The following is a 21,627-nucleotide window of genomic DNA, read 5'->3' on the forward strand; positions in this document are numbered from 1 at the left end:
CGAATCGATCGTCGCCGAGGGCCCCCGCTCCGGCCGGGCCTGGCAGCGCCTCACCGCGGACACCGACGTCCTGCGCGACCACCTCGACTACCTCCGCGAGCAGGGCCGCCCCCTCCCCGGCGACCCCGCCCTGCTCGCCCCGGCGATGGGCGCGATGCTCGGCATGCTCTCCTACGCCCTGCTCACCACCGACCACCCGGCCCACGGCGACGCCGAGGTGGTCGACACCCTCACCGACCTCCTCCTGCACGGCCTCGCCGGCCGCCCCGCACCCCCGGAACCCGCCCCCGGCCCCACCCCCGGCCTCGGTTCCGGCCCCACCCCCGGCCTCGGTTCCGGCCCCACCCCCGGCCTCGGTTCCGGCCCCACCCCCGGCCTCGGTTCCGGCCCCACCCCCGGCCTCGGTTCCGGCCCCACCCCCGGCCTCGGTTCCGGCACCGGGGTCTGACCCCCGCTACGCCCCCGTCGGCCCCGCCACCGGGGCGGGCAGCGCCGCGACCAGGCGGTCGAGTTCGGCCTCGGTGTTGTAGTAGTGCGGCGAGGCGCGGACGACCGAGGTGAGCGAGCGGGCGTCGAAGTCCCAGCGGGCGTACTCGGCGAGGGAGACCGAGACGTTGACGCCGGCGGCGCGGAGGGCACCGGCGACGTCCTGGCTGTCGCGGCCCTCGACGGTGAAGGTGACGATGGCGCACCGGCGCGCGCCCCGGTCGTGCACCCGCACCCCGGGGCGGGCCCGCAGGCGCTCGCGCAGGGCTGCGCCCAGGCGGGTGGCGCGCTCGGCGATCGCGTCCGGGCCGAGGGCGAGGGCGTACTCGGCGGCGACGCCGAGGCCGATCCGGGCGGCGTGGTTGGCCTCCCAGCTCTCGAACCGGCGGGCGTCGGCGCGGACCCGGTAGCTGTCCGCCGAGGTCCAGGTCGCCGCGTGCAGGTCGAGGAACGGGGGTTCCAGCCGGGCGCGGATCCGCGGCGAGCAGTACAGGAAGCCGGTGCCGCGCGGGCCGCGCAGGAACTTGCGGCCGGGCGCGGTGAGCAGGTCGCAGCCGATCTCGCCGACGTCCAGGGGCAGTTGGCCGACGGACTGGCAGGCGTCCAGCAGGTAGACGGCGCCGGCCTCGCGGGCCGCCTTCCCGATCTCGGCGGCCGGGTTGACCAGGCCGCCCTGGGTGGGCACGTGGGTGACCGCGATCAGTTTCACCCGTTCGTCGACCATCGCGCGCAGCGCGTCGACGTCGAGCTGCCCGTCGGCGTCGTCGGGGACGGTCTCCACGCTCACCCCGTGGCGGCGGGCCGTCTGCAGGAAGGCGATGGCGTTGCTCGCGTACTCGGCCCGGGCCGTCAGGATCCGGTCGCCCGGCGCCCAGGGCAGCGCGTAGAACGCCATGTCCCAGGCCCTGGTGGCGTTCTCCACCAGGGCGATGTCGTCCCGTCCGGCGCCGATCAGCCCGGCCAGCGCGTCGTACGTCCGCTCGATCCGCCCGGCCTGCCGCCGCGCCGCCTCGTACCCCCCGACCTCCTCCTCCAGCCGCAGGTGCTCCACCACCGCGTCCACCACCGGCCGGGGCTGCAGCGCCGCCCCCGCGTTGTCGAGGTGCACCACCCGCCCGACCCCGGCCGTCTCCCGCCGCACCCGCCCGACGTCGATCCCCGCCACCAGCGCCCACCCCTCCCGCGACCACGGCCGTCCGGTTCCCCGGTGTCCAGGGTGAACGGCCCGGCGGCGGGGCCGGGTTCCCGCCGTCCGCCGGGACTCACCGGGTGGTGGGGAGGGCGGGCAGGACGGTGGTGCGCAGGAGGTCGAGGAAGAGGTCGGGGCGGCGGTAGACGGCGAAGTGGCCGGCTTCCTCGATCAGGGTGAAGGACTTGGCGGGGGCCTGGACCCGGTCGTAGAAGGCGCGGGCGCGGGCGGGGGTGTTGACCAGGTCGCGGGCGCCCTGGACGAGGAAGAAGGGGACGTCGAAGCGGGTGCCGTCGGCGTGGTCGTCGAGGGCGGCGGTGCCGGGGAGGACGGCGGCGGAGACCAGGAAGCTCCTGAAGAAGGTGCCGAGTTCGGGCAGGGAGTGCAGCGGGGAGTACCAGAGCGACTTCGTCACCACGGACTTCATCGCGGCGAAGGTGTACGGGTCGGTGGCGGCGGCGAAGCGGTTGAAGTGGGCGAACTGCTCGGCGCTCCAGGCCCGTTGGTCGGGGCCCGCCGCCCGGACGGCGGCGGCCTCCTTCTTCTTGCCGGCCCGGTCGAGGCGCTCCAGCGCGTCGTGGTAGTCGGTGGTGTCGCGGCCGCCGTCGAAGATCTTCTGGTCGGTGCCGACGTAGGCGGAGACCAGGTCGGGGCGGCTGCGGGCGATCCGCAGGCCGAGGGCGCTGCCGAAGGAGCAGCCCAGCAGGACGACCCGGGTGACGCCGAGGCGGGCGCGGACGTGCTCGATCACCTCGACGGCGTCCCGCAGCAGCCGGTCGAAGGTGAGTTCGCCCTGGCCGTCGGCGCCGGAGCGGCGCAGGGTCTTGCCGGTGCCGCGCATGTCCCAGCGGACCAGGGTGACGTGGCGCTCCCAGTCGCGGGAGAGGTGGGCGAGGACGGCGTTGGAGGAGCCGGGGCCGCCGTGCAGTTCCAGCACGACGGGGTTGGCGCGGTCCTGGCCGCGTACCGAGATCCACTGGTCGAGGCCGCCGATCGGGGCGAAGTGGCTCTCGTCGACGCCCCGTCCGGTGTCGATGCGCAGGTCGCGGGCGCGGCCGGCCCGGACGGCGGCGCGGTGGGCGAGGAGTCCGGCGACGGGGGTCGCGGCGGCGGCGGCGGTGAGGGCGGCGGCGATGAGCACGCGGGTCTCCAGGGATGCAGGTCCGTTAACTGTGTATGTCATACACAGCTGATTACTGTGTAAGTTATACGCAGTTGTTGGGCGGTTGGCAACACCGCGGTCGGACGGCCGTCGGCACCCGGCCGACCGCCCGCGGCCCGGACGGAGAGGAGGCCGGTCGCGTGCCGGCGAACAAGGAGAGCCAGCGGGACCCGAACGTCAGCCTGGCGCTGCTGTGGGGCGAGGCCGAGGAGCGCCCCCGGCGCGGGCCCAGGCCGAAGTTCACGCCCGCCGAGGTGGCCCGGCACGGCGTCGCGGTCGCCGACGCCGAGGGGCTGGAGGCGCTCTCGATGCAGCGGGTCGCCGAGGCGCTCGGGGTCACCACGATGGCGCTCTACCGCTACGTCCCCGGCAAGCCCGACCTCGTCGACCTGATGGTCGACACCGTGCTCGGCGACCCGCCCGCCCTCGACGCGGTGCCGGGCGGCTGGCGGCCCCGCCTGGAGGTCTGGGCCCGCGCCTGCTGGGACGTCTACCGCGCCCACCCCTGGATCCTGACCGCGACCGGCCTGCGCCGGCACGCCATGGGCCCGCGCCAAGTGGCCTGGCTGGACGGCGCGCTGGCCGCCCTCGAACCCACCGGACTCGACGCCCGGCAGCGGCACGACGCCGCGATCCTGGTGCTCAGCCTGGTGCGCAGCCTCACCCAGGAGTCCCTGGACCGCACCGAGGAGGGCGACCGGGAGTGGGACCGGCTCACCGCCGACCAGCTGGCCCGGCACGCCGACCGCTTCCCCGCGCTCACCCGCGCCGCCGCGGCCGGGGCCTTCGCCCCCGCCCCCGCTCCGGCGGACCCGCTCGCCTTCGGGCTGGCCTGCGTGCTGGACGGCCTCCAGGGCCTGGTCGAGCGCACCGCCGGGCCCGACGGGGGCTGAGCCCGGGCCCGGCGGGGGCTGAGCCCGGGCACGGCGGGGGCTGAGCCCGGGCCGGGCGGGGGCCGGGCGGGGGCCGGGCGGGGGCCGGGCGGGACCGAGCAGCGGCCGAGCCGGGCCGAGCAGCGGCTGAGCTGGGCGGTGCGGGGTGGTCCAGGGTGGTGCGGGGTGGTGCAGGGTTCACCATGAAGTCGGGTGCGGGCTTCATGGTGTGCTCCCGCGGCGGTGACCTACCGTCGAGCTGTGATGATTCGACCCGGGCTGAGGCGCCCGGCACTCCTGGCCCGGCGGGCGCGGCGTGACGCCGGCTTCCTGGCCACCGGCGTCCTGCCGCACCTGGCCCTGGTCCCGGTGTGGGCCTGGGCCGCGACGTTCATGGCCCGGACGGGGCACTGGAAACCGGCCCTGGAGGTGGCGGTCCTCCTGATCGTGCTCGGCACCCCGCTGGTGACGGCCGTCCAGCGGGTCCGCCACCGCATCCTCCTCGGGGTGGACGTGGTGCCCCCGGCGCCCGCTCCCGAGCCGTGGTCGTGGGCGGTGGCGGCCCGGCAGGCGCTCAGCTGGCTGACCTCGGCGCAGACCTGGCGCCAGGTCGGCTACCACCTGCTGCTCGGCCCGCTGCTGGCCGCCGCGGAGCTGCTGGTGCTGGCCGCCGCCGTCGCGGGCCTGGCCGGCGCCACCGCCTACGGCTGGGCCTGGTCGGTGCCCGCGCGGGAGCGCGGGGGCTGGCTCGAGTACGCGACGCAACTGCCGTGGTACACGCTGGGCGGGCTGCTCCTGCTGGGCGCCCTGCCCTGGGTGGCGGGCGCGGCCGCCCGGGGCGAGTCCCGCGCGGCCGCGGCCCTGCTCGGCCCCAGCCGGTCCCAACGGCTCCAGCAGCGGGTCGAGCACCTGGCGGAGAGCCGTACCGGCCTGATCGAGGCGGTCGACGCCGAGCGCCGCCGAATAGAACGGGACCTGCACGACGGCACCCAGCAACGGCTGGTCTCGCTCGCCGTCAACCTCGGCCTGGTCCTGGCCACCACCCCCGACCTGCCCGACGGGGCCCGCGCGGCGGTCGCCGAAGCCCACCTGGAGGCCAAGCACGCGATCGCCGAACTCAACGACCTGGTACGGGGGCTGCACCCCGCCGTGCTGGAGGACCGCGGGCTGGACGCGGCCCTGTCCGGCCTGGCCGCCCGACTCCCCCTGCCGGTGCGCCTGCGGGTCGACCTCGACGAACGGGTGCCGCCCGGCGTGGAGTCGGTGGCCTACTTCGTGATCTCCGAGGCCCTGGCCAACGTGATCAAGCACGCCGGGGCGACCCGCACCGAGGTGACGGTCAGACAGGTCGGTTCGGTGCTGCGGGTGAACGTCACGGACGACGGGCTCGGCGGCGCCGACCCCTCCGCCGGGACGGGGCTGGGCGGGCTGGCCAAACGGGTCGACGCGATCGACGGCTCCTTCCACGTGAGCAGCCCCGTGGGCGGCCCCACCACCGTGACCGCGGAGCTGCCGTGCGCGCGGTGATCGCCGAGGACTCGGTGCTGCTCCGGGTCGGCCTGGTCAAGGTCCTGGAGATGGGCGGCTTCCAGGTCGTCGCCGAAGTCGACGACGCGCCGTCCCTGTTGGCGGCGGTCGAGCAGCACCGGCCCGAACTCGCCCTGGTCGACGTCCGGATGCCGCCCTCCTTCACCGACGAGGGGGTGCGCGCCGCCCTGGAGATCCGCCGCAGGCGGCCGGGGACGGCGGTGGTGCTGCTCTCCCAGTACGTCGAGGAGCGCTACGCGGCCGACCTGCTGTCCGCCGACACCAGCGGCGTCGGCTACCTGCTCAAGCAGCGCGTGGCCGACGTCACGGAGTTCGTGGAGACGGTCCGCCGGGTCGCCGGGGGCGGCACCGCACTGGACCCGCAGGTCGTCGCCCAACTGCTGCTGCGCCGCAGCAACGACCCGCTGGAACGGCTGACCCCGCGCGAACGGGACGTCCTGGCCCTGATGGCGGAGGGGCACTCCAACGTCGGCATCGCGGAGACCCTGACGATCAGTGAGAGCGCGGTCGCCAAGCACATCAACAACATCTTCGCCAAGCTCGACCTCCCGGTCGCCGACAGCGGCCACCGCCGCGTCCTGGCCGTGCTGCGCTTCCTCGGCACGTCCCGGTCCTGAACGGCCCCGGCCGGCCCTGAACGGCCGCCCCGGCCCGAACGGACCCTCCTCCCCGCGCCCGGCGGGTGGTGCTAGCCTCGGTGCACCGCCCGCCGCCGCGCCGCGCCCGTCCGTCCGCGCGTGCCCGGCCGGCCGGCCGTTCCCCGCTGCCGTTTCCCGCTGCCGTTCCCTGCTGCCGACGCCCCGGTCCGCTGTCCTGCCGACCGCCGGGCCGGTATCGCACCGCAGCGCACTGCACACCGCAGCGCACCACACCGCACCACACCGGCCGACGCCCTCCCGCGCGGCCGAACGCCCCTGCCCCGCCCGGAGGTCGGCCCCGCCATGCGTCCCACCCTGTTCACGATCGACCGCTCCGGCCCCGGCCGGATCAGCACCATGGCCCGGCCGCGCGGCGGCGACTGGCTCGCGGAGGAGCTGGCCGCGCTGGCCGCCCTCGGGGTGAGCGAGCTGGTCAGCGCGCTCACCCCGGCCGAGTGCGCCGAGCTCGGACTGGACGCGGAACCGTCCCTCGCCCGCGCCGCCGGGCTGCGCTTCACCGCCGTCCCGATCCCGGACCGCACCGTCCCCGCCCCGTCCGAAGTCCTGCCGGTGCTGGACGGGTTGGCCCGGCGGCTGGCCGCGGGCGGCCACCTGGTGGTGCACTGCCGGGCCGGGATCGGCCGCTCCTCGCTGCTGGCGGCCGCCGTCCTGGTCCGCTCCGGCGCGGACCCGGACGACACCTGGGCCCGGATCGCCCGGGCCCGCGGCCTGACCGTGCCGGACACCCCCGAGCAGCGGGCCTGGACCGCCCGGATCACCCCGCCGCACCGGCCGTGAGGCTGTGCGGCCGCACGGTCGCGGCGGGTCAGTGGTGGAACAGCCGCAGGCCGGTGCGCACCAGCGTGATGCCGTGCTCGGCGCAGGCCGTCTCGACCTCGGCGGAGCGCAGGGAGCCGCCGGGTTCGGCGATCGCGGTGACGCCGTGGCGGCGGGCGTGGTCGACGTTGTCGCGGAACGGCAGGCAGCCGTCGGAGACGAAGGCGACGCCGTCCAACTCGGCCGCCCAGCGGGCGCGTTCGTCCGGGCCGAGCTCGTCGGGGACGTCGCCGTCGCGCAGGGCGGCGGCGAAGCGGGCGCGCTCGTCGGGCGTCAAGTCGCCCTTCAGGTAGCGGATCTGCCAGTTGATCCGGTCCTGCCGGCGGACCTCGGGGCGGAAGTCGAGGGCCCGGACGGCCGGGTGGCGGCGCAGCCACCAGGTGTCGGTCTTGGCGCCGGCCAGCCGGGTGCAGTCGACCCGGGACTGCTGGCCGGCGCCGATGCCCAGGGCCGCGCCGCCGCGCAGGTAGCAGACCGAGTTGGACTGGGTGCGGCGCAGCACGGCCAGGCCGAGCAGCAGGTCGTCGGCGGCGGCCGGGGTGAGCGCGCCGACCCGGACGTCGGCGAGCAGGGCGGCGGTGAGCGGGGTGGTGTCGGTGTCCTGGACCAGGCGCACGCCGTGCACCTCGCGGGTCTCGACGGCGGGCGGGGTGCAACCGGGGCGGGCCTCCAGGACGAGGTAGCGGCCGTTCTTCTTCCGGGCCAGCACGTCGAGCACGCCGGGCGCGTAGCCGGGGGCGACGATGCCGTCGGAGACCACCCGGGCGAGCAGGTCGGCGAGTTCGAGGTCGACCTCGTGCGAGACCGCGACGAGGTCGCCGTAGGAGGACTTCGGGTCGGCGTCGCGGGCCCGCAGGTAGGCGGAGGTGAGCGGGCCGACGGTGGCCGGGTCGAGGCCGTACGGTTCGGCGGCGGCCCGGTCGACCGGTCCGGCGAGGGCGGCGCCGGCCGGGGAGACGTGCTTGAAGGAGGCGGCAGCGGGGCGGCCGAACAGGGCCGCGGCCTCGCTGACGAGCTGCCAGGCGTTCAGCGCGTCCAGCAGGTTGACGTACGAGGGCTGTCCGTTGAGCAGGCGCAGCGGCAGGTCGGTGCCGGGCAGCGGCTCGATCCGGGCGCGGGTGTTCTGCGGGTTGATTCCGTACCGAAGGTCCATGGTGGTGGCCCCCTCCGTGAAGTCGCGTGTCGGCTTCGGAGGACACCCAGGCGGACGGTGCCGGTCCCGTGCTGTGCGGCGCCGCTCCCCGGTGGTGCTCCACCTCTCGCCAGTCGCGACGGCGCCGATGCTAGCAGCCTCCGGCGGGAGCGGAGTTGGGGACGGCGGCGGGGCTGGGGGCTGGGGGTGGTGGTGGGGCCGGGGGCGGTGGCGCCCGTGTTCGGCCGGGCGTCAGCGGCGCTCCGCCCCGATCCCGCGGTCCGTTCCTCCGGCCAGGACCGCGTCCGCGACCACGGTGAAGAGGTGGTCGGCGCGCGGTGCGAACGAGCCCTGGTCGCCGAGCCACGCGAGGGCTGCGACGAGGGCGAACAGTTCCGTGCCGTCGAGGTCGGCCCGTGCGGCGCCCGCGGCCTGGGCCCGGGCGAGGAGCCGGGTGCCCGCCGCGCGCATGGTGACGCACGAGGCGTGGAGCGCGGAACCGGTGTCCTCGATGGCGGCCGCCATCAGCTCGGTGACGCCCCGGTACTCGCGTGCGACCGCGACGCAGTCGCGCAGCCAGGTGACGAGAGCGTCCTCGGGCGGGTCCGAGGCTTCGAGTGCGGCCGCCCGTTCCGCCAGCCCGTCGAAGCTCTCCCGGAGCAGGGCGTCGAGCAACGCCTCCCGGGTCGGGAAGTGGCGGTAGAGCGTGGGGAGGGCGACGTCGGCCCTCCGGGCGATGTCGCGCAGGGACGCGTCGGCGCCCTGCTCGGCGACGACGACGCCCGCGACGGCGAGCAGCTGGTCGCGGTTCTTCCTGGCATCGGCCCGCAAGGGTCCTCCTTTGACAGCCGTAGCACTGCTACATATATTCGTACCACTGCTACGGAAACACGTAGCAGTGCTACGCCTAGCCTAGCCCGCCTGCGGGAAAGAGGGAGAATCTCCATGTCGGCGAAGACGATGAGGGCGATCCGACTGCACGAGTTCGGCGGCCCCGAGGTACTGCGCCACGACGAAGTGCCGATCCCCCGGCCGCAGCCGGGCGAGGTGCTCGTGCGCGTCCACGCCGTCGGCCTCAACCCCCCGGACTGGTACCTGCGCGACGGGATGCCCGGCATTCCCCCCGAACTGAGGCCGCCCGTGAGCCTCCCCGCCGTTCCGGGGTCGGACGTGTCGGGCGTCGTCGCGGCGGTCGCCGAGGACGTGACGGACTTCTCCGTCGGCGACGAGGTCTTCGGCATGCTCCGCTTCCCGAGCTTCGACGGCCGCGCGTACGCCGAGTACGTGGCGGCGCCCGCCGCCGACCTGGCCCGCAAGCCGGCCGGCGTCGATCACGTGCACGCCGCGGGGGCGGCCATGTCGGGGCTCACCGCGTGGCAGTACCTGGTGGAACTCGGGCACGACCACCCCAACCCCCTCCAGCCGGCGCAGCACCGCCCCGTACCGTTGGAGGCCGGGATGACGGTGCTGGTCAACGGCGCAGCCGGCGGCGTGGGGCACCTGGGCCTGCAACTCGCCAAGTGGAAGGGCGCGCGCGTCATCGCGGTCGCCTCGGGCGCGCACGAGCAGTTCCTGCGCGAGCTCGGCGCCGACGAGTTCGTCGACTACACCAAGACCCGCCCCGAGGAGGCCGTCCGGGACGTCGACCTGGTGCTCGACACCGTCGGCGGCCCCGGCAGCGGCCGCTTCCTGCGGACGCTCAGGCGCGGCGGCGCGCTGCACTTCGTCTTCATCGCCACGTACGACCCGGCGGAGGTCACGAGGCTGGGCGTCACGACCTCGATCACCCAGGTGCGCTCGAACGGCCGGCAGCTCGGAGAACTCGGCCGCCTGCTCGACACGGGCACGCTCCGCGTCGCCATCGACAGCACCTTCCCGCTCGCGGACGCCCGGAAGGCACACGAACGAGCCGCGCGCGGACACCTCCGGGGCAAGATCGTGCTCACCGCCGTGTGAGGACCCCGTTCGTGAACGCCGCCACGGGAAGCGAGTCCCCCGCGACGGCAGGAGGACCGCGATGGCGACGCCCGAGGACGACGACCGAGGACGCCGTCGACGACATGTTCGGCGGGCGGGGAGGCGGCCGGGCAGGTGCACCGGGGTGGGGCCGGACAGTGGCGTCCGGGTGGGTTCGGCCATGTCACAGGGAGGGGCGATGTCCTCGTCCGACACCGTGTCAGGGTCCGTTCCGGAGAAGGGCCGGGGCCGGTTGCGGCGGTTGGGCGAGTGGTGCGCGCGGCGGCGCCTGGTGGACCCCGCGCCGGCTGGACCGGATCCTCCCGGACATCGACGCCGAGGGCACCAACATCTCGGCCAACGAGGCGAATTGACGGGAGGTCAGGAATCTTCCGGACGCCACTCCCGTCCCGGTGGCACCACCGCTCACACCGTCCGGCCGCCGGTGTGGAAGCGGAGCATCCGCCCCCTTGTCAGGTGCACCGTTCCTGCCTACCTTCGTGCTCCAGGACCCCGGCCCGATCGGGCCGGACGGTCCGCGGCGCCGGACGCAAACCCGCGGCCGCGCCGGACGCGCGACAAGACCTGGAGGCGTCACATGCCCGTTGCCACCCCCACCGCGATCCGCGACGCCGGCCCACTGGCCGTGGACGACGAGACCCTGGTGTTCGAGGACGACGACCGCACCGACCACGACCCCACCGCCTGTCTGTCCGACCCGTGGGTGACCGCGACCACCCGGGTCGCCTGCGACTTCAACTCCTGACGGTGGCCGGCTCCGTCGCCGTCCGCCGCCCCTGGTCCGACGACACCTGGTCGTACCTGAACGATCCGCGGATGCCGGCGATGGAGCACGGTTGGAAGCTCCACGTCTCCGCCCGCCCGGGCACCCTGGCCGCCGTCCTCGCGCTCGTCCTGCCGGTGCTGGAGCGGCACGTCTGCCACGCCAAGTGGGCCCGCGACCCCGAGGTGCTGCGCACTCTCAACTCCGGTACCCGGAACGCCGCTTCGGTCGGCAAGGCGGTCACCGTCTACCCAGTCCCGGGCGAACTCCTGCCGCTGGCCGCCGAGTTGGCCGACGTCCTGCGCGGCCGGGAGGGGCCGCCGATCACCGGCGACCGCCGCCTCGCCCCCGACGCGCCCGTCTACTACCGGTACGGGCCGTTCACCGGTGACTACCGGACCGGGCGCAGCGGGCGCCTGGAATCCGTGATGACCGGCCCCGACGGACAGCTCTTCGACGGCCTGGCGGGCACCGCGTACCGCTGCCCGCCGTGGGCCGCGGACCCGTTCACCCGCCCCGCGGCCGCCCCGCCCGCGTCGCCCGCGCCGGGCGCGCCAGCCACCCCGTCCGCGGCGGACACCCCGACCGCGGCGGCCGGTTTCGGCGGCGGGCGCTACCGGGTGACCGGCGGGATCGCCCGCAAGGCCCAGGGCAACGTCTACCGCGCCCTGGACCTGGTCACCGGGCTGGCCGTGGTGGTCAAGCAGGCCCGCGCCTACGTCGCCGAGGACGCGGACGGCGCCGACGCCCGCGACCGCCTGCGCAACGAGCACGCCGTCCTCACCGCGCTCGACGGCCTCCCCGGCGTCCCGCGCGCCCTCGACTACTTCCGCCACCGCGCCGACGAGTACCTGGTCACGACCGACTGCGGCAGCCGCGACCTGCGCCGCGAGGTGCACGACCACGGGCCGTTCGCCGCGATGGGAACGGACCGCCCGCACCCGTCCGGCCCGCTCGCCGCCCGGCTGCTGCGCGTCCTGGACGGCGCCCACCGGCGGGGCGTGGTGGTGCGCGACCTCAAGCCCGACAACGTCGTGCTGGACGCCGAAGGGCACTGCCACGTCGTCGACTTCGGCATCAGCGCCCGGCACGGCACCGGCCCGGACGGCTCCACCCCCGGCTACAGCGGCCCCGTACACCGGCCCGGCGCCCCGGCACTGCCCGCCGACGACTACCACGCCCTGGGCATGACCCTGCACTTCGCCGCCACCGGCCTGGACCCGGTCGTGCTCGACCCCGACCCGGCCGTCAACCGCGAACGCACCCTGGCCTGCCTGGAGTTCGCCATCCCCGGCCCCGCCCACCAGCAATTCCGCGCCCTGATCGGCGATTTGACCAGCCCCGACCCCGCCACCCGGACCGCCGGAGCGGACCGCCTGCGCCGGGAAGCCGGGCAGGCGGCCCTCCAACAGACTTCGAATAAAGCCAAGTTGACCAGAACGGGCCTCCCGCGCCGGGAAGCCGAGCGGCCGAGCCGCCGACGGCCGCCCGCCGCACCGCAGATACCGGCCGACCTGCTGGCGGAGGTCGTCGAGCACACCGTCGCGGTCTGCGTCGCCGAGGCCCACCGGATCGCCGACCCGGCGCGTGCCGACCGGTCCGCCGTCCCCGCCCCGGTCGACGTCTACGGCGGGAGTTCCGGGCTCGGGCTGGAACTGCTCCAGCACCTGCACCGCCCCGGCGTCCCGGCCGCCGTCGCCGCGCTCGCCGACTGGACGGCCCGCCAACACCGCACGCTCCCGGCCGGGTTGTACTGCGGCCGGACCGGCGTCGACCTGTTCCTGACCGCCGCCGGCGCACCGCCTCCGCACACCGCCACCGACCTGCCGGACCAGCGCCCGGGCGGCGGACCGCCGGAAGCCGACCTGATCGACGGCGCCGCCGGGACCGGCCTCGGCCACCTGCTCCTCGCCCGCGCCCACCCGGCCCCGGCCCCCGCCGTCGCCGCCGCCGTCACCGACGCCCCCGCCGATCGGCACCTCGCCGCCGCCACGGCCTGCCGCGACCAGCTCACCACCGGGCACGCCCGCCTCACCCCTGCCGCCGCGCCCCGTCCCGGCGACGCCGCCCTCACCCGGGGGATCGCCCACGGCGACGCGGGGGTCGCCCACTTCCTTCTCGCGCACGCCCGCGCCACCGGCGACCCGGTCTCCCGGCACCACGCCGCCCTGGCCTGCGCGCGCCTCGCCGACGCCACCCCGGCACTGCTCGCCGCCGCCACCCGGCCCGGCGCCAGCCGCCGCTACGGCTCCTGGTGCCGCGGGCTGGCCGGGATCGGCGCCGTCCTGGCCCGCGCCGCCGAGCAGCTCAGCGAACCCGCCCACCGCGCGCTCGCCGAACGGTGCGCCCTCGCCTGCCTGGACCTGGCCCCGCGGATGCCGCTGGTCACCCAGTGCTGCGGCCTGGCCGGCGTCGGCGACCTGATGCTCGAACTCGCCCCCGCCGCACCGGAGTTCCACGAGGCCGCGGGCACCGTCGCCGCCCTCGTGCTGGCCCGCTCGGCCGGCCCCGCCGCCCGGCCGGTCTTCCCCGACGCCGGCCTGGTCCGCCAGTCCTTCGGCCACGCCACCGGCACCCCCGGCGTCCTCGCCTTCCTCCGCCGCCTGCACTCCCCCGGCAGTCCCCCGCTCGGCACCCTCCCCTGACCGCCCGACGACCCGAACTCCCGCCTCCGGGACGGACGTTCACCGCCCGGCTGCGCCGGCAGGACGACAACGGCCCGCAGGAGCGCCTGCTGCCGCCGCGCAAGAGCCGGACCAACCGCCGGCCTCACCCCTCGACGGCAGCACCCCCGGCCCCGGCCCCAGCACCGCTCCCGACCCCGGCCCCAGCACCGGCCCCGGCCCCGTTCCCGCCCGCCGCCACTGCCGCGAGCAGGGCCAGCAGCGGTGAGACGTCCCGCTCGAAGGTGAACTCCCGCAGCAGGGTGGTCCACCGGCCGTCCTCCCAGCGCCATACGAAGACGTAGCGGGCCGGGAGGCCGTCCTCGCAGCGGTACATGACGACCGTGCCCTGGTCGCCGCGCCGCCCCGCGGACAGGAAGCGGACGTCGTCCGTGCCGCCGTCCGCGACGCCCTCGCCGCGCGCGGCCAGCGCCCGGAACCGCGCCATGAAGTGCGCCTTCGTCAGCACCGCGACCCGGCCCGCCTCGTCGGTCCGGACGTTCTCGAACTCCTCGTCGTAGAGCGCCTCCAGCGCCGCCAGGTCCATCGCCGTGCCCGCCGCCAGGTACTCCCGCATCCGCGCGACCAGCGTCCCGTCCAGGTGTCCGTCCATCGTTGCGCCCCCTCGTCGTTCGTCCTTCGTTCCGGTGCGCCCATCGTCGCGGCGGCCGCTGTCGGATCACCCGCAGCCCGCTGTCGGCGCACTGTCGGCGCGCTCTCGGCCCCCTCTCGGAACGCCCTCGAACGACGCCCTTCCCCCTTGCCGCACAAAGTATTTCGTGCCCGGAGCGGGAGGCACGTAGCGTCCCGTGCCATGACCGATGAGACGTGGACGTACGCGACGGCGGGGGAACTGACGGCGGCCCTGCGGGCCGGGAAGGTCAGTTCGGTGGAGCTGACCGAGGAGGCGATCGGGCGGATCGAGCGGGAGGACGGGGCGCTGAACGCGATCTGCGCGCCGGACTTCGAGCGGGCCCGGGACGCCGCCCGGGCGGCCGACCGAGCGCGGGCGCGGGGGGAGGAACGGCCGCTGCTGGGTGTGCCGGTGACGGTCAAGGAGTCGTACAACGTGGCCGGGCTGCCCACCACTTGGGGCATGCCGCAGTTCCGGGACCACGTCCCGGCCGAGGACGCCCTGCAGGTGGCCCGGGTCAAGGCGGCGGGCGCGGTGGTGCTCGGCAAGACCAACGTGCCGCTCGGGCTCCAGGACATCCAGACCTACAACGAGATCCACGGCACCACCGTCAACCCGTGGGACCGCACCCGCACCTGCGGCGGCTCCTCCGGCGGCTCGGCCGCCGCCCTGGCCGCCGGGTTCGGCGCGCTGTCGCTGGGCACCGACATCGCCGGTTCGCTGCGCACCCCCGCCCACTTCTGCGGCGTCTACGCGCACAAGCCGACCCTGCACCTGCTGCCCACTCGCGGCATGGTCCCGCCGCACGCCCCGGCGCTGCCCGCCGACATCGACCTGGCCGTCGCCGGGCCGATGGCCCGCTCGGCCCGCGACCTCACCCTGCTGCTCGACGTGATGGCCGGCCCCGACCCGCTGACCTCCGGCCTGGCCCACACCCTGGACCTGCCGCCCGCCCGCCACGACCGGCTCTCCGACTTCCGGGTGCTGGTCCTGGACGAGCACCCGCTCATCCCGACCGGCGCCGACGTCCGCGCGGGCCTGGCCCGGGTCGTCGACGCGCTCGCCGAGGGCGGCGCCCGGATCGAACGGCACAGCCCGCTGCTGCCCGACCTCGCCGACGCCGCCGAGCTCTACACCCTGCTGCTGTCCTCCGCCGTCGCCGTCCAGTTCCCGGTCGGCAGCCAGCAGCAACTCGCCGCCCAGGTCGCCGGGTTGAGCGAGGACGACCACAGCCTGGTCGCCGCCCGGCTGCGCGGCCTGCTGCTCTCCCACCGCGACTGGCTGGGCGCCGACCGCCGCCGCGAACTGCACCGCCACGCCTGGCGGCAGCTCTTCGCCGAGTTCGACGCCGTCGTCGCCCCGATCACCCCCACCGCGGCCTTCCCGCACGACCAGGACCCCGACCTGATGAACCGCCGGATCACCGTCGACGGCACCGCCCACACCTACTTCGACCAGCTGGTCTGGGCCGGTCTCGCCACCATGCCCGGCCTGCCCGCCACCGCCGTCCCCACCGGCCCGTCCGCCGCGGGCCTCCCGGTCGGCGTCCAGCTGATCGGCCCGATGTACGAGGACCGCACCCCGCTGCGCCTGGCCGAACTCCTGGAGGAGCGGCTCGGCGGCTTCCGCCCGCCCCGCGCACTCCACTGACCGGGCCCGGCCCCGTCAGGTGCCCCGGCCCGGACCCGGGCACCTGACGGGGGCTCAGCGGGCGGCCCGGTAGGCCCGGCCGGCGGCGGTGGCGGTCGTCCCGTCGGTGAACAGGCCGCTGCTGGGCTTCGCCGGGTCCGCGCCGAGGCCGAACCAGGCGTAGCGCTGGAGGTAGGGCAGCGCGTCCAGGGCCTCGGTGGAGGCGGTGACGAAGGCGGCCTGCTGGTCGGCGCTCGGAAAGCGGGTGCCCTGGGAGAAGTCGATCAGGGCGTACTCGGTGAGCCAGATCGGCTTGTGGTAGCGCCGGTGGACGGCCTCCAGGTAGGCGGTCAGCTGCTGGACGGCCTGCGGGGTGCGGAAGTCCCCGCCGTACCAGTGCAGCGTGATGAAGTCGACCCGGTAGCCCTTGGCGTCGGCGCCGGCCATGAAGCGGTCCAGCCAGCCGCCGGGCGTGTCGGCCCCGTACGCGACCGCCGGGCTGCCGAGGACCTGCCCGGCCCGCATCAGCTGCGGCCACAGTTCGAGCGCCCGGTCGACCGTCAGGTTCGACTGGGCGGCCATGTCGGGCTCGTTGAACCCCAGCAGGTAGGGGCCGTTGGCGCGGGCCTGGGCGAGGGCGGCGTCGGTGACCGAGGACGCGCCCCAGATCATCGGGACGAAGGACGCCGACGCGGGCGTGCTGATGCCCGGGTGCTGGGTGCCCCAGGTGTAGTACCAGCCCGCCCCGGACGCGGCGAGCGCCTGGCTCGCCCCGTCGAAGGCCCACACGCCGACGCCCTTGCGCGCGGACGCGACGACGGCGGCGTCCTGCGCCACCGGGGCGGACGCGGCGGCTGTGGCGGACCGCGGGACGGACTCCGACGGCACGGGCGAGGACGCGGGCGGGGCGGACGGCGAAGGCGTGGGCGGAGCCGAGGGTGACGCACCGTCAGGTTCTGGCGGGGCCGCCGCCTCGGCGGCCGTGGGCGGCGCGACGGCCCCGGACGGCCCGGGCGCCGCCGCCGGGACGGTGTCCTGCCCCGGCACCAGCTCGGCCCCGACCAGGACGGCCGCCGCCACCAGCACCAGCGCCGCCCCGCCCAGCACCGGCTTGGCCAGCAGCGGCTTCGCCGTCCGGACGGGGCGCGGCCGCCGGTGGCCGGAACCCCGACCCGGGGCGCCCCCGGAGGAACCGGAATGGCCGCCGGGGCCATCGGAGTGCGACCCGCCGGGCTCGCCGGAGCCGGAATGGCCGCCGGGCCCGCCCGGGGTGAGCGCGGCGAGGATCCGGGCCGGGTCGAGGCTGGGCGGGACGGCCAGCAACGGCAGGCCGTACAGCAGCCGTTCGGCGGGGAGCAGCCCGTTGCGTTCGCCGGTGCAGCGGGCGCAGTCGCGCACGTGCCGGGCCAGGCGCTTGCGCCACAGCGGGCCGGGGGTGCCGTCCCAGCCGGTCGTGGTGGCGGCCAGGCCGGGGCAGCGCGGGTCGGCGGCCAGGGCGCGCACCAGCAGGCGGGAGAGGTCGAGTTGCTTCTTCATCCGGCCGGTGCGGACGGCGGCGTGGCCGGAGCTGAGGCCGAGTGCGGCGACCAGGTCGGCCTGTTCGAGTTCGCCGGTCTCCTTGAGCCACCACAGGGCGAGCAGTTCGCGGTCGTCGGGGTCGAGCCAGCGGGTGGCCTCGGCGATCTCGCGGCGCTGTTCGGTGAGGCCGAGGCGCAGGACGGTCAGGCCCGCGAAGTCGAGCGCGGGGTCCGGTATCGCCTCGGCCTCCTCGATCGGGGCGGACCGGTCGAGGGCGGCGGCCCGGTCCTGCTGCCGGTTGCGGACCTGCCGGACGGCGATGGCCACCAGCCAGGACCGGAAGGCGGCCGGGTCCCGCAGTTCGGACAGTCCGCGGACCATGCGCAACAGGGTCTCCTGTACGACGTCGTCGGTGTCGGCGTGGCCGTTCAGCGCCCGGCCGACGATGTTGTAGACCAGCGGCAGGCTGTGGGCCACCAGGTGTTCCAGCGCCTGCCGGTCGCCGGCGCGGGCCGCCGCCACCGTCCCGGCGTCGGGTCCGCTGCGTCTGGTGTTCGGCATGGGTCCGTTCCTCTACGTCGGGGTGGCGGGTGCGCCGGGTGTACGGATCGGAGACCGGCCGCGGGGGCGCCCGCCAACAGAAATTCTTCCCCGGACCGGAATTTGTGTTGGCGGGGACCCCCGGCCGGGGTCTCCGATGCGTACACCCGGTGCATCCGCACCCCGAGGGGCAGGAGGACGGCCCGCGATGGCACGAGGACACCGCCGCCGCGCCGTCTCCGGCCCCGCCTGAGCCAGGCGGCCGGGCGGCCCCCACCGCCCCGGCCGCCGTCCGGCCCTGCCGGGTGCCGGGCCCCCACCCCGGCCCACCCGGCCCGGCAGGGTCCGCCGGGCACCGCGCCCTTCCCCTGCACGGGGCGCGGTGCCCGGCCTTCCCCGACCGAAGACCATCGGCCGAAGGCCATCGACCGGCCGCCGGCCCGTGCGGCGGCAACTCCCCGGTGGGGCGAGCTGTTACAGTCGGGAGTGGCGCAGTGGTTGCGCACGTGGCACATGCACGGAAGAGGGACAGACGTGGCGGGTGACGACGACATCTCCGGGTGAGACCCGGACCTGACGGCCACCGGGCCGGTGCACGAGGCGCCGCCGGAGTGGTCCGTTTCGTCGTTCCCTTCTTCTCCCTCCCACCCGTCTCTCGGGCAGTCCGCCGTTCCCCCGGCTCCGCGGCACCCCTCCGGTACCTCCCGGGGCCCCTCCGGAGCCTGCCGGGCCGTGCGCTGCCCCCGGTGCCATTCGAGGTCCCACCGTGTCCGACGTCGCCGTCGTCTGCTCCCACCTGTCCTTCTCCTGGCCGGACGACACCCCGGTCTTCCACGACCTGTCGTTCAGCGTGCCGCCGGGCCGCACCGGCCTGGTCGCGCCGAACGGTTCCGGCAAGTCCACCCTGCTGCGGCTGATCGCGGGTGAACTGCGGCCCGCCGCCGGGTCGTTGACGATCTCCGGGACGCTCGGGTACCTGCCGCAGAGCCTGCCGTTGACGGCGGGGCTCAGCGTCGCGCAGGTGCTGGGCGTCGACGGGGTGATCCGGGCGCTGGACGCCGTCGAGTCGGGCGACGTCGCCGAGGAGCACTTCGCGGTGATCGGCGACGACTGGGACATCGAGGAGCGCACCCGCGCCCAGCTGGACCGCCTGGGCCTGGGCGCCCTCGCGCTGGACCGCGACCTGGGCACGCTCAGCGGCGGCCAGGTGGTCTCGCTCGGCCTGGCGGCCCAACTGCTGCGCCGCCCGGACGTGTTGCTGCTGGACGAGCCGACCAACAACCTGGACGCGGCGGCCCGGCACCGCCTGTACGACGTGCTCTCCGAGTTCAACGGCTCGCTGCTGCTGGTCAGCCACGACCGCGCGCTGCTGGACCGGATGGACCGGATCGCCGAGCTGGACGGCGGTGAACTGCGGCTGTACGGGGGCGACTTCACCGCGTACCAGGAGGCGGTGCGGGCGGAGCGGGAGGTCGCCGAGCGCAATGTCCGCAACGCCGAGCAGCAGTTGAAGCGGGAGAAGCGCGAACTGCAGCAGGCCCGGGAGCGGGCCGACCGGCGGGCGAGCAACGCGGCGAAGAACCTGAAGAACGCGGGCCTGCCGAAGATCTTCGCGGGCACCATGAAGCGCGGCGCGCAGGAGTCCGCGGGCCGTTCGGGGCAGGTGCACGCGGCGCGGGTGGACGAGGCGCGGGCCCGGCTGGACGAGGCCGGGCGGGCGGTGCGCGAGGAGCAGCGGCTGAGCCTGGAACTGCCGGACACCCAGGTCCCGGCGGGGCGGACGCTGTTCCACGGCGAGGGGATGCGGGCCCGGCTCGGGGGCACGGAGGTGTTCGGGCCGGACGGCGCGGACCTGATCGTGCGGGGGCCGGAGCGGATCGCGCTGACCGGGCCGAACGGCGCCGGGAAGACCACGCTGATGCGGCTGGTCAGCGGCGATCTGGCGCCGGAGGGCGGGGAGTTGCGGCGCGGCGAGGGCCGGATCGCGTACCTGTCGCAGCGCCTGGACCTGCTGGACAAGGGGCTGTCGGTGGCGGAGAACTTCGCCCGGTCCGCGCCGGAGCGGCCGGAGGCGGAGCGGATGAACCTGCTGGCCCGGTTCCTGTTCCGGGGCGCGGGGGCGCACCTGCCGGTGCGGGTGCTGTCGGGCGGCGAGCGGCTGCGGGCGACGCTGGCGTGCGTGCTGTGCGCGGAGCCGGCGCCGCAGTTGCTGCTGCTGGACGAGCCGACCAACAACCTGGACCTGGTGGGCGTGGGCCAGTTGGAGAGCGCGCTGAACGCGTACCGGGGGGCGTTCGTGGTGGTCAGCCACGACGAGCGGTTCCTGGCGGAGATCGGGGTGGGGCGCCGGCTGCGGCTGGCGGACGGCCGGTTGACGGAGGTGGCGGCGTGACGGCGCTGATCGCCCACGACCTGGTCCGCGTCCTGGGCGGCCGCCGGGTGCTCGACGGGCTGTCGCTGACGGCCGCGCCGGGCCGCCGGATCGGGCTGATCGGCGAGAACGGCTGCGGCAAGTCGACGCTGCTGCGGGTGCTGGCCGGGGTCGACGAGCCGGAGGCCGGGAGCGTCGTCCGGCCGGCCGATCTCGGCTTCCTGCACCAGGAGTTGCCGTTCGACCCGGCCGCGGACGTCGCCTCGGTGCTGGCCGAGGCGCTGCGCGAGGCCCGTGCGGACCTCGCCGAACTGGAGCGGCTGGGCGCCGAGTTGGCCGCCCTGCCCGAGCAACACCCGTCCCTGCCCGGCCTGTTGGCGCAGTACGGGCACCGGTTGGAGCAGGCCGAGGACCGCGGCTCCTGGGACGCCGACCGCCGGGCGGCGCTGGCGCTGGACGGCCTGGGGCTGTCCGCCGTCGGGCCGGAGCGCACGCTCGGCTCGCTCTCCGGCGGGCAGCGCGGCCGGCTGGCACTGGCGGCGCTGCTGGTGCGCCGCCCCTCGGCGGTGCTGCTGGACGAGCCGACCAACCACCTGGACGACGCCGGGTCCGCCTTCCTGGAGGCCCAACTCCGTTCGCTGCCGGGCGCGGTGGTGGTGGCCAGCCACGACCGGGCGTTCCTGGAGGCGGTCTGCACCGACCTGGTCGACCTGGACCCGGCGGCGGACGGGCCGGTGCGCTTCGGCGGCGGCTACCTCGCCTACCTGGCGGCGAAGCGGGCCGCCCGCGGCCGCTGGGAGCGCCGGCACGCCGAAGAGCGGCAGGAGATCGCGGAGTTGGAGCACACGGCGGGGGTGACCGCACACCGGGTGGCGCCGGACCGGGGGCGCACCGACAACGAGAAGATGGGCTACGGGCACCGGGCGGGCCGGGTGCAGCAGCAGGTCTCCCGCCGGGTGCGCGACGCCTCCCGCCGACTGGCCGAACTGGAGCGCACCCGGGTCGCCGAGCCGCCCGTCCCGCTGCGCTTCACCCCGCCCGCCCCGGAACCGTCCGCCCCGGAACCCGCCTCCCCGGACCCGTCCGCCCCGCTGCTCTCCCTGCACGGGGTCGGCGTTCCCGGGCGGCTGGCCCCGGTCTCGCTGCAACTCGGCTGCACCGAACGGCTGTTGGTGACGGGCGGGAACGGGACGGGCAAGTCGACGCTGCTGGCGGTGCTGGCCGGGCGGCTGGACCCGGCGGTGGGCGAGGTGCGGCGGCGGCCGGGCCTGACGGTGGGCCTGCTCGCCCAGGACACCGTGTTCGCGCGTCCGGACCGCACCGCCCGCGAGACCTACGCGCTCGCGCTGGGACCGGAGCCGGCGGAGCGGGTGCCGCTGTCGGCGCTCGGCCTGCTGGCGGCGGCCGACCTGGACCGCCCGGTCGGGGCGCTGTCGGTGGGCCAGCGCCGCCGGCTCGCGCTGGCCCTGCTGGTGGCCCGCCCGCCCCGGCTCCTGCTGCTGGACGAGCCGACCAACCACCTCTCGCCGCTGCTGTGCGACGAGTTGGAGGAGGCGATCGGCTCCGGCGGCCCGGGCGCGGTGGTGCTGGCGGGGCACGACCGCTGGCTGCGCCGCCGTTGGCGGGGGCGGGAGTTGACGCTGCCCGGCGGCGGCCCCCGGGAGTGAG

General features: G+C 76.1%; 16 protein-coding genes and 1 riboswitch. Of the genes, 10 read left to right on the forward strand and 6 right to left on the reverse strand.

Going from position 1 to position 21,627, the window contains the following annotated elements:
- Positions 1–454 precede the first annotated feature (454 nt).
- Positions 455–1,651, reverse strand: coding sequence for an aminotransferase class V-fold PLP-dependent enzyme (locus OU787_RS02420; RefSeq protein WP_268658367.1), 1,197 nt, complete (start codon positions 1,649–1,651; stop codon positions 455–457).
- A gap of 97 nt (positions 1,652–1,748) precedes the next feature.
- Positions 1,749–2,816 (reverse strand): alpha/beta fold hydrolase, encoded by a 1,068-nt coding sequence (locus OU787_RS02425; protein WP_268658368.1) that lies wholly within the window; start codon positions 2,814–2,816, stop codon positions 1,749–1,751.
- Positions 2,817–2,977: 161 nt separating this feature from the next.
- Here OU787_RS02425 and OU787_RS02430 point away from each other — a divergent pair, with 161 nt between their 5' ends.
- The 4 genes from OU787_RS02430 (at position 2,978) to OU787_RS02445 (ending at position 6,693) form a co-directional block, all read left to right on the forward strand.
- Positions 2,978–3,730: a TetR/AcrR family transcriptional regulator gene (locus tag OU787_RS02430; RefSeq protein WP_268658369.1), complete on the forward strand. Its 753-nt coding sequence runs from the start codon at positions 2,978–2,980 to the stop codon at positions 3,728–3,730.
- A 243-nt stretch (positions 3,731–3,973) separates the two neighbouring features.
- A complete protein-coding gene (locus OU787_RS02435; RefSeq protein ID WP_268661788.1) occupies positions 3,974–5,236 on the forward strand; it encodes a sensor histidine kinase in 1,263 nt (420 codons plus the stop codon).
- The gene (locus OU787_RS02440) at positions 5,224–5,874 is read left to right on the forward strand and encodes a response regulator (protein WP_268658370.1); all 651 of its coding nucleotides are present in this window, start codon (positions 5,224–5,226) and stop codon (positions 5,872–5,874) included. Before OU787_RS02435 ends, OU787_RS02440 begins: the two co-directional genes overlap by 13 nt.
- Before the next feature lie 324 nt (positions 5,875–6,198).
- Positions 6,199–6,693, forward strand: a complete 495-nt coding sequence (locus tag OU787_RS02445) for a protein-tyrosine phosphatase family protein (protein WP_268658371.1) — start codon at positions 6,199–6,201, stop codon at positions 6,691–6,693.
- A gap of 28 nt (positions 6,694–6,721) precedes the next feature.
- Here the strand turns inward: OU787_RS02445 and OU787_RS02450 are convergent, their stop codons facing one another.
- Together OU787_RS02450 and OU787_RS02455 are read right to left on the reverse strand one after the other, a co-directional pair.
- On the reverse strand, positions 6,722–7,885 hold the full coding sequence (locus tag OU787_RS02450; RefSeq protein WP_268658372.1) for a phosphoribosylaminoimidazolecarboxamide formyltransferase: 1,164 nt from the start codon (positions 7,883–7,885) through the stop codon (positions 6,722–6,724).
- Between the two features lie 37 nt (positions 7,886–7,922).
- Positions 7,923–8,012, reverse strand: a riboswitch (ZMP/ZTP riboswitch).
- Positions 8,013–8,116: 104 nt separating this feature from the next.
- Positions 8,117–8,695 carry a TetR/AcrR family transcriptional regulator gene (locus tag OU787_RS02455; RefSeq protein WP_030461097.1) on the reverse strand — a complete coding sequence of 193 codons (579 nt, stop codon included), beginning with the start codon at positions 8,693–8,695 and terminating at the stop codon, positions 8,117–8,119.
- A 114-nt stretch (positions 8,696–8,809) separates the two neighbouring features.
- Between OU787_RS02455 and OU787_RS02460 the strand changes: the two genes are divergently transcribed.
- The 3 genes from OU787_RS02460 to lanL all read left to right on the forward strand — a co-directional run bounded on the left by OU787_RS02460 (position 8,810) and on the right by lanL (position 13,249).
- Positions 8,810–9,820, forward strand: a complete 1,011-nt coding sequence (locus OU787_RS02460; RefSeq protein WP_268658373.1) for an NADP-dependent oxidoreductase — start codon at positions 8,810–8,812, stop codon at positions 9,818–9,820.
- A 598-nt stretch (positions 9,821–10,418) separates the two neighbouring features.
- The gene (locus OU787_RS02465; protein WP_162870071.1) at positions 10,419–10,586 is read left to right on the forward strand and encodes an SflA family class IV lanthipeptide; all 168 of its coding nucleotides are present in this window, start codon (positions 10,419–10,421) and stop codon (positions 10,584–10,586) included.
- A 2-nt stretch (positions 10,587–10,588) separates the two neighbouring features.
- Positions 10,589–13,249: a class IV lanthionine synthetase LanL gene (lanL, locus tag OU787_RS02470; protein ID WP_268658374.1), complete on the forward strand. Its 2,661-nt coding sequence runs from the start codon at positions 10,589–10,591 to the stop codon at positions 13,247–13,249.
- 124 nt (positions 13,250–13,373) lie between these two features.
- On the opposite strand, the gene OU787_RS02475 is transcribed toward lanL, so the two are convergent.
- Positions 13,374–13,880, reverse strand: coding sequence for a hypothetical protein (locus OU787_RS02475; RefSeq protein ID WP_268658375.1), 507 nt, complete (start codon positions 13,878–13,880; stop codon positions 13,374–13,376).
- Between the two features lie 201 nt (positions 13,881–14,081).
- On the opposite strand from OU787_RS02475, the gene OU787_RS02480 reads away from it, so the two are divergent.
- Complete coding sequence (locus tag OU787_RS02480; protein WP_268658376.1) at positions 14,082–15,551, forward strand: amidase; 1,470 nt, start codon at positions 14,082–14,084, stop codon at positions 15,549–15,551.
- A 54-nt stretch (positions 15,552–15,605) separates the two neighbouring features.
- On the opposite strand, the gene OU787_RS02485 is transcribed toward OU787_RS02480, so the two are convergent.
- Positions 15,606–17,609, reverse strand: a complete 2,004-nt coding sequence (locus OU787_RS02485) for a sigma-70 family RNA polymerase sigma factor (protein ID WP_268658377.1) — start codon at positions 17,607–17,609, stop codon at positions 15,606–15,608.
- Positions 17,610–18,354: 745 nt separating this feature from the next.
- On the opposite strand from OU787_RS02485, the gene OU787_RS02490 reads away from it, so the two are divergent.
- Both OU787_RS02490 and OU787_RS02495 read left to right on the forward strand, forming a co-directional pair.
- On the forward strand, positions 18,355–19,980 hold the full coding sequence (locus OU787_RS02490) for an ABC-F family ATP-binding cassette domain-containing protein (RefSeq protein WP_268658378.1): 1,626 nt from the start codon (positions 18,355–18,357) through the stop codon (positions 19,978–19,980).
- The gene (locus OU787_RS02495; protein WP_268658379.1) at positions 19,977–21,626 is read left to right on the forward strand and encodes an ABC-F family ATP-binding cassette domain-containing protein; all 1,650 of its coding nucleotides are present in this window, start codon (positions 19,977–19,979) and stop codon (positions 21,624–21,626) included. Before OU787_RS02490 ends, OU787_RS02495 begins: the two co-directional genes overlap by 4 nt.
- Position 21,627: the final 1 nt, after the last annotated feature.

Source organism: Kitasatospora sp. YST-16 (assembly GCF_026802215.1).
Classification (GTDB): Bacteria; Actinomycetota; Actinomycetes; order Streptomycetales; family Streptomycetaceae; genus Kitasatospora; species Kitasatospora cineracea.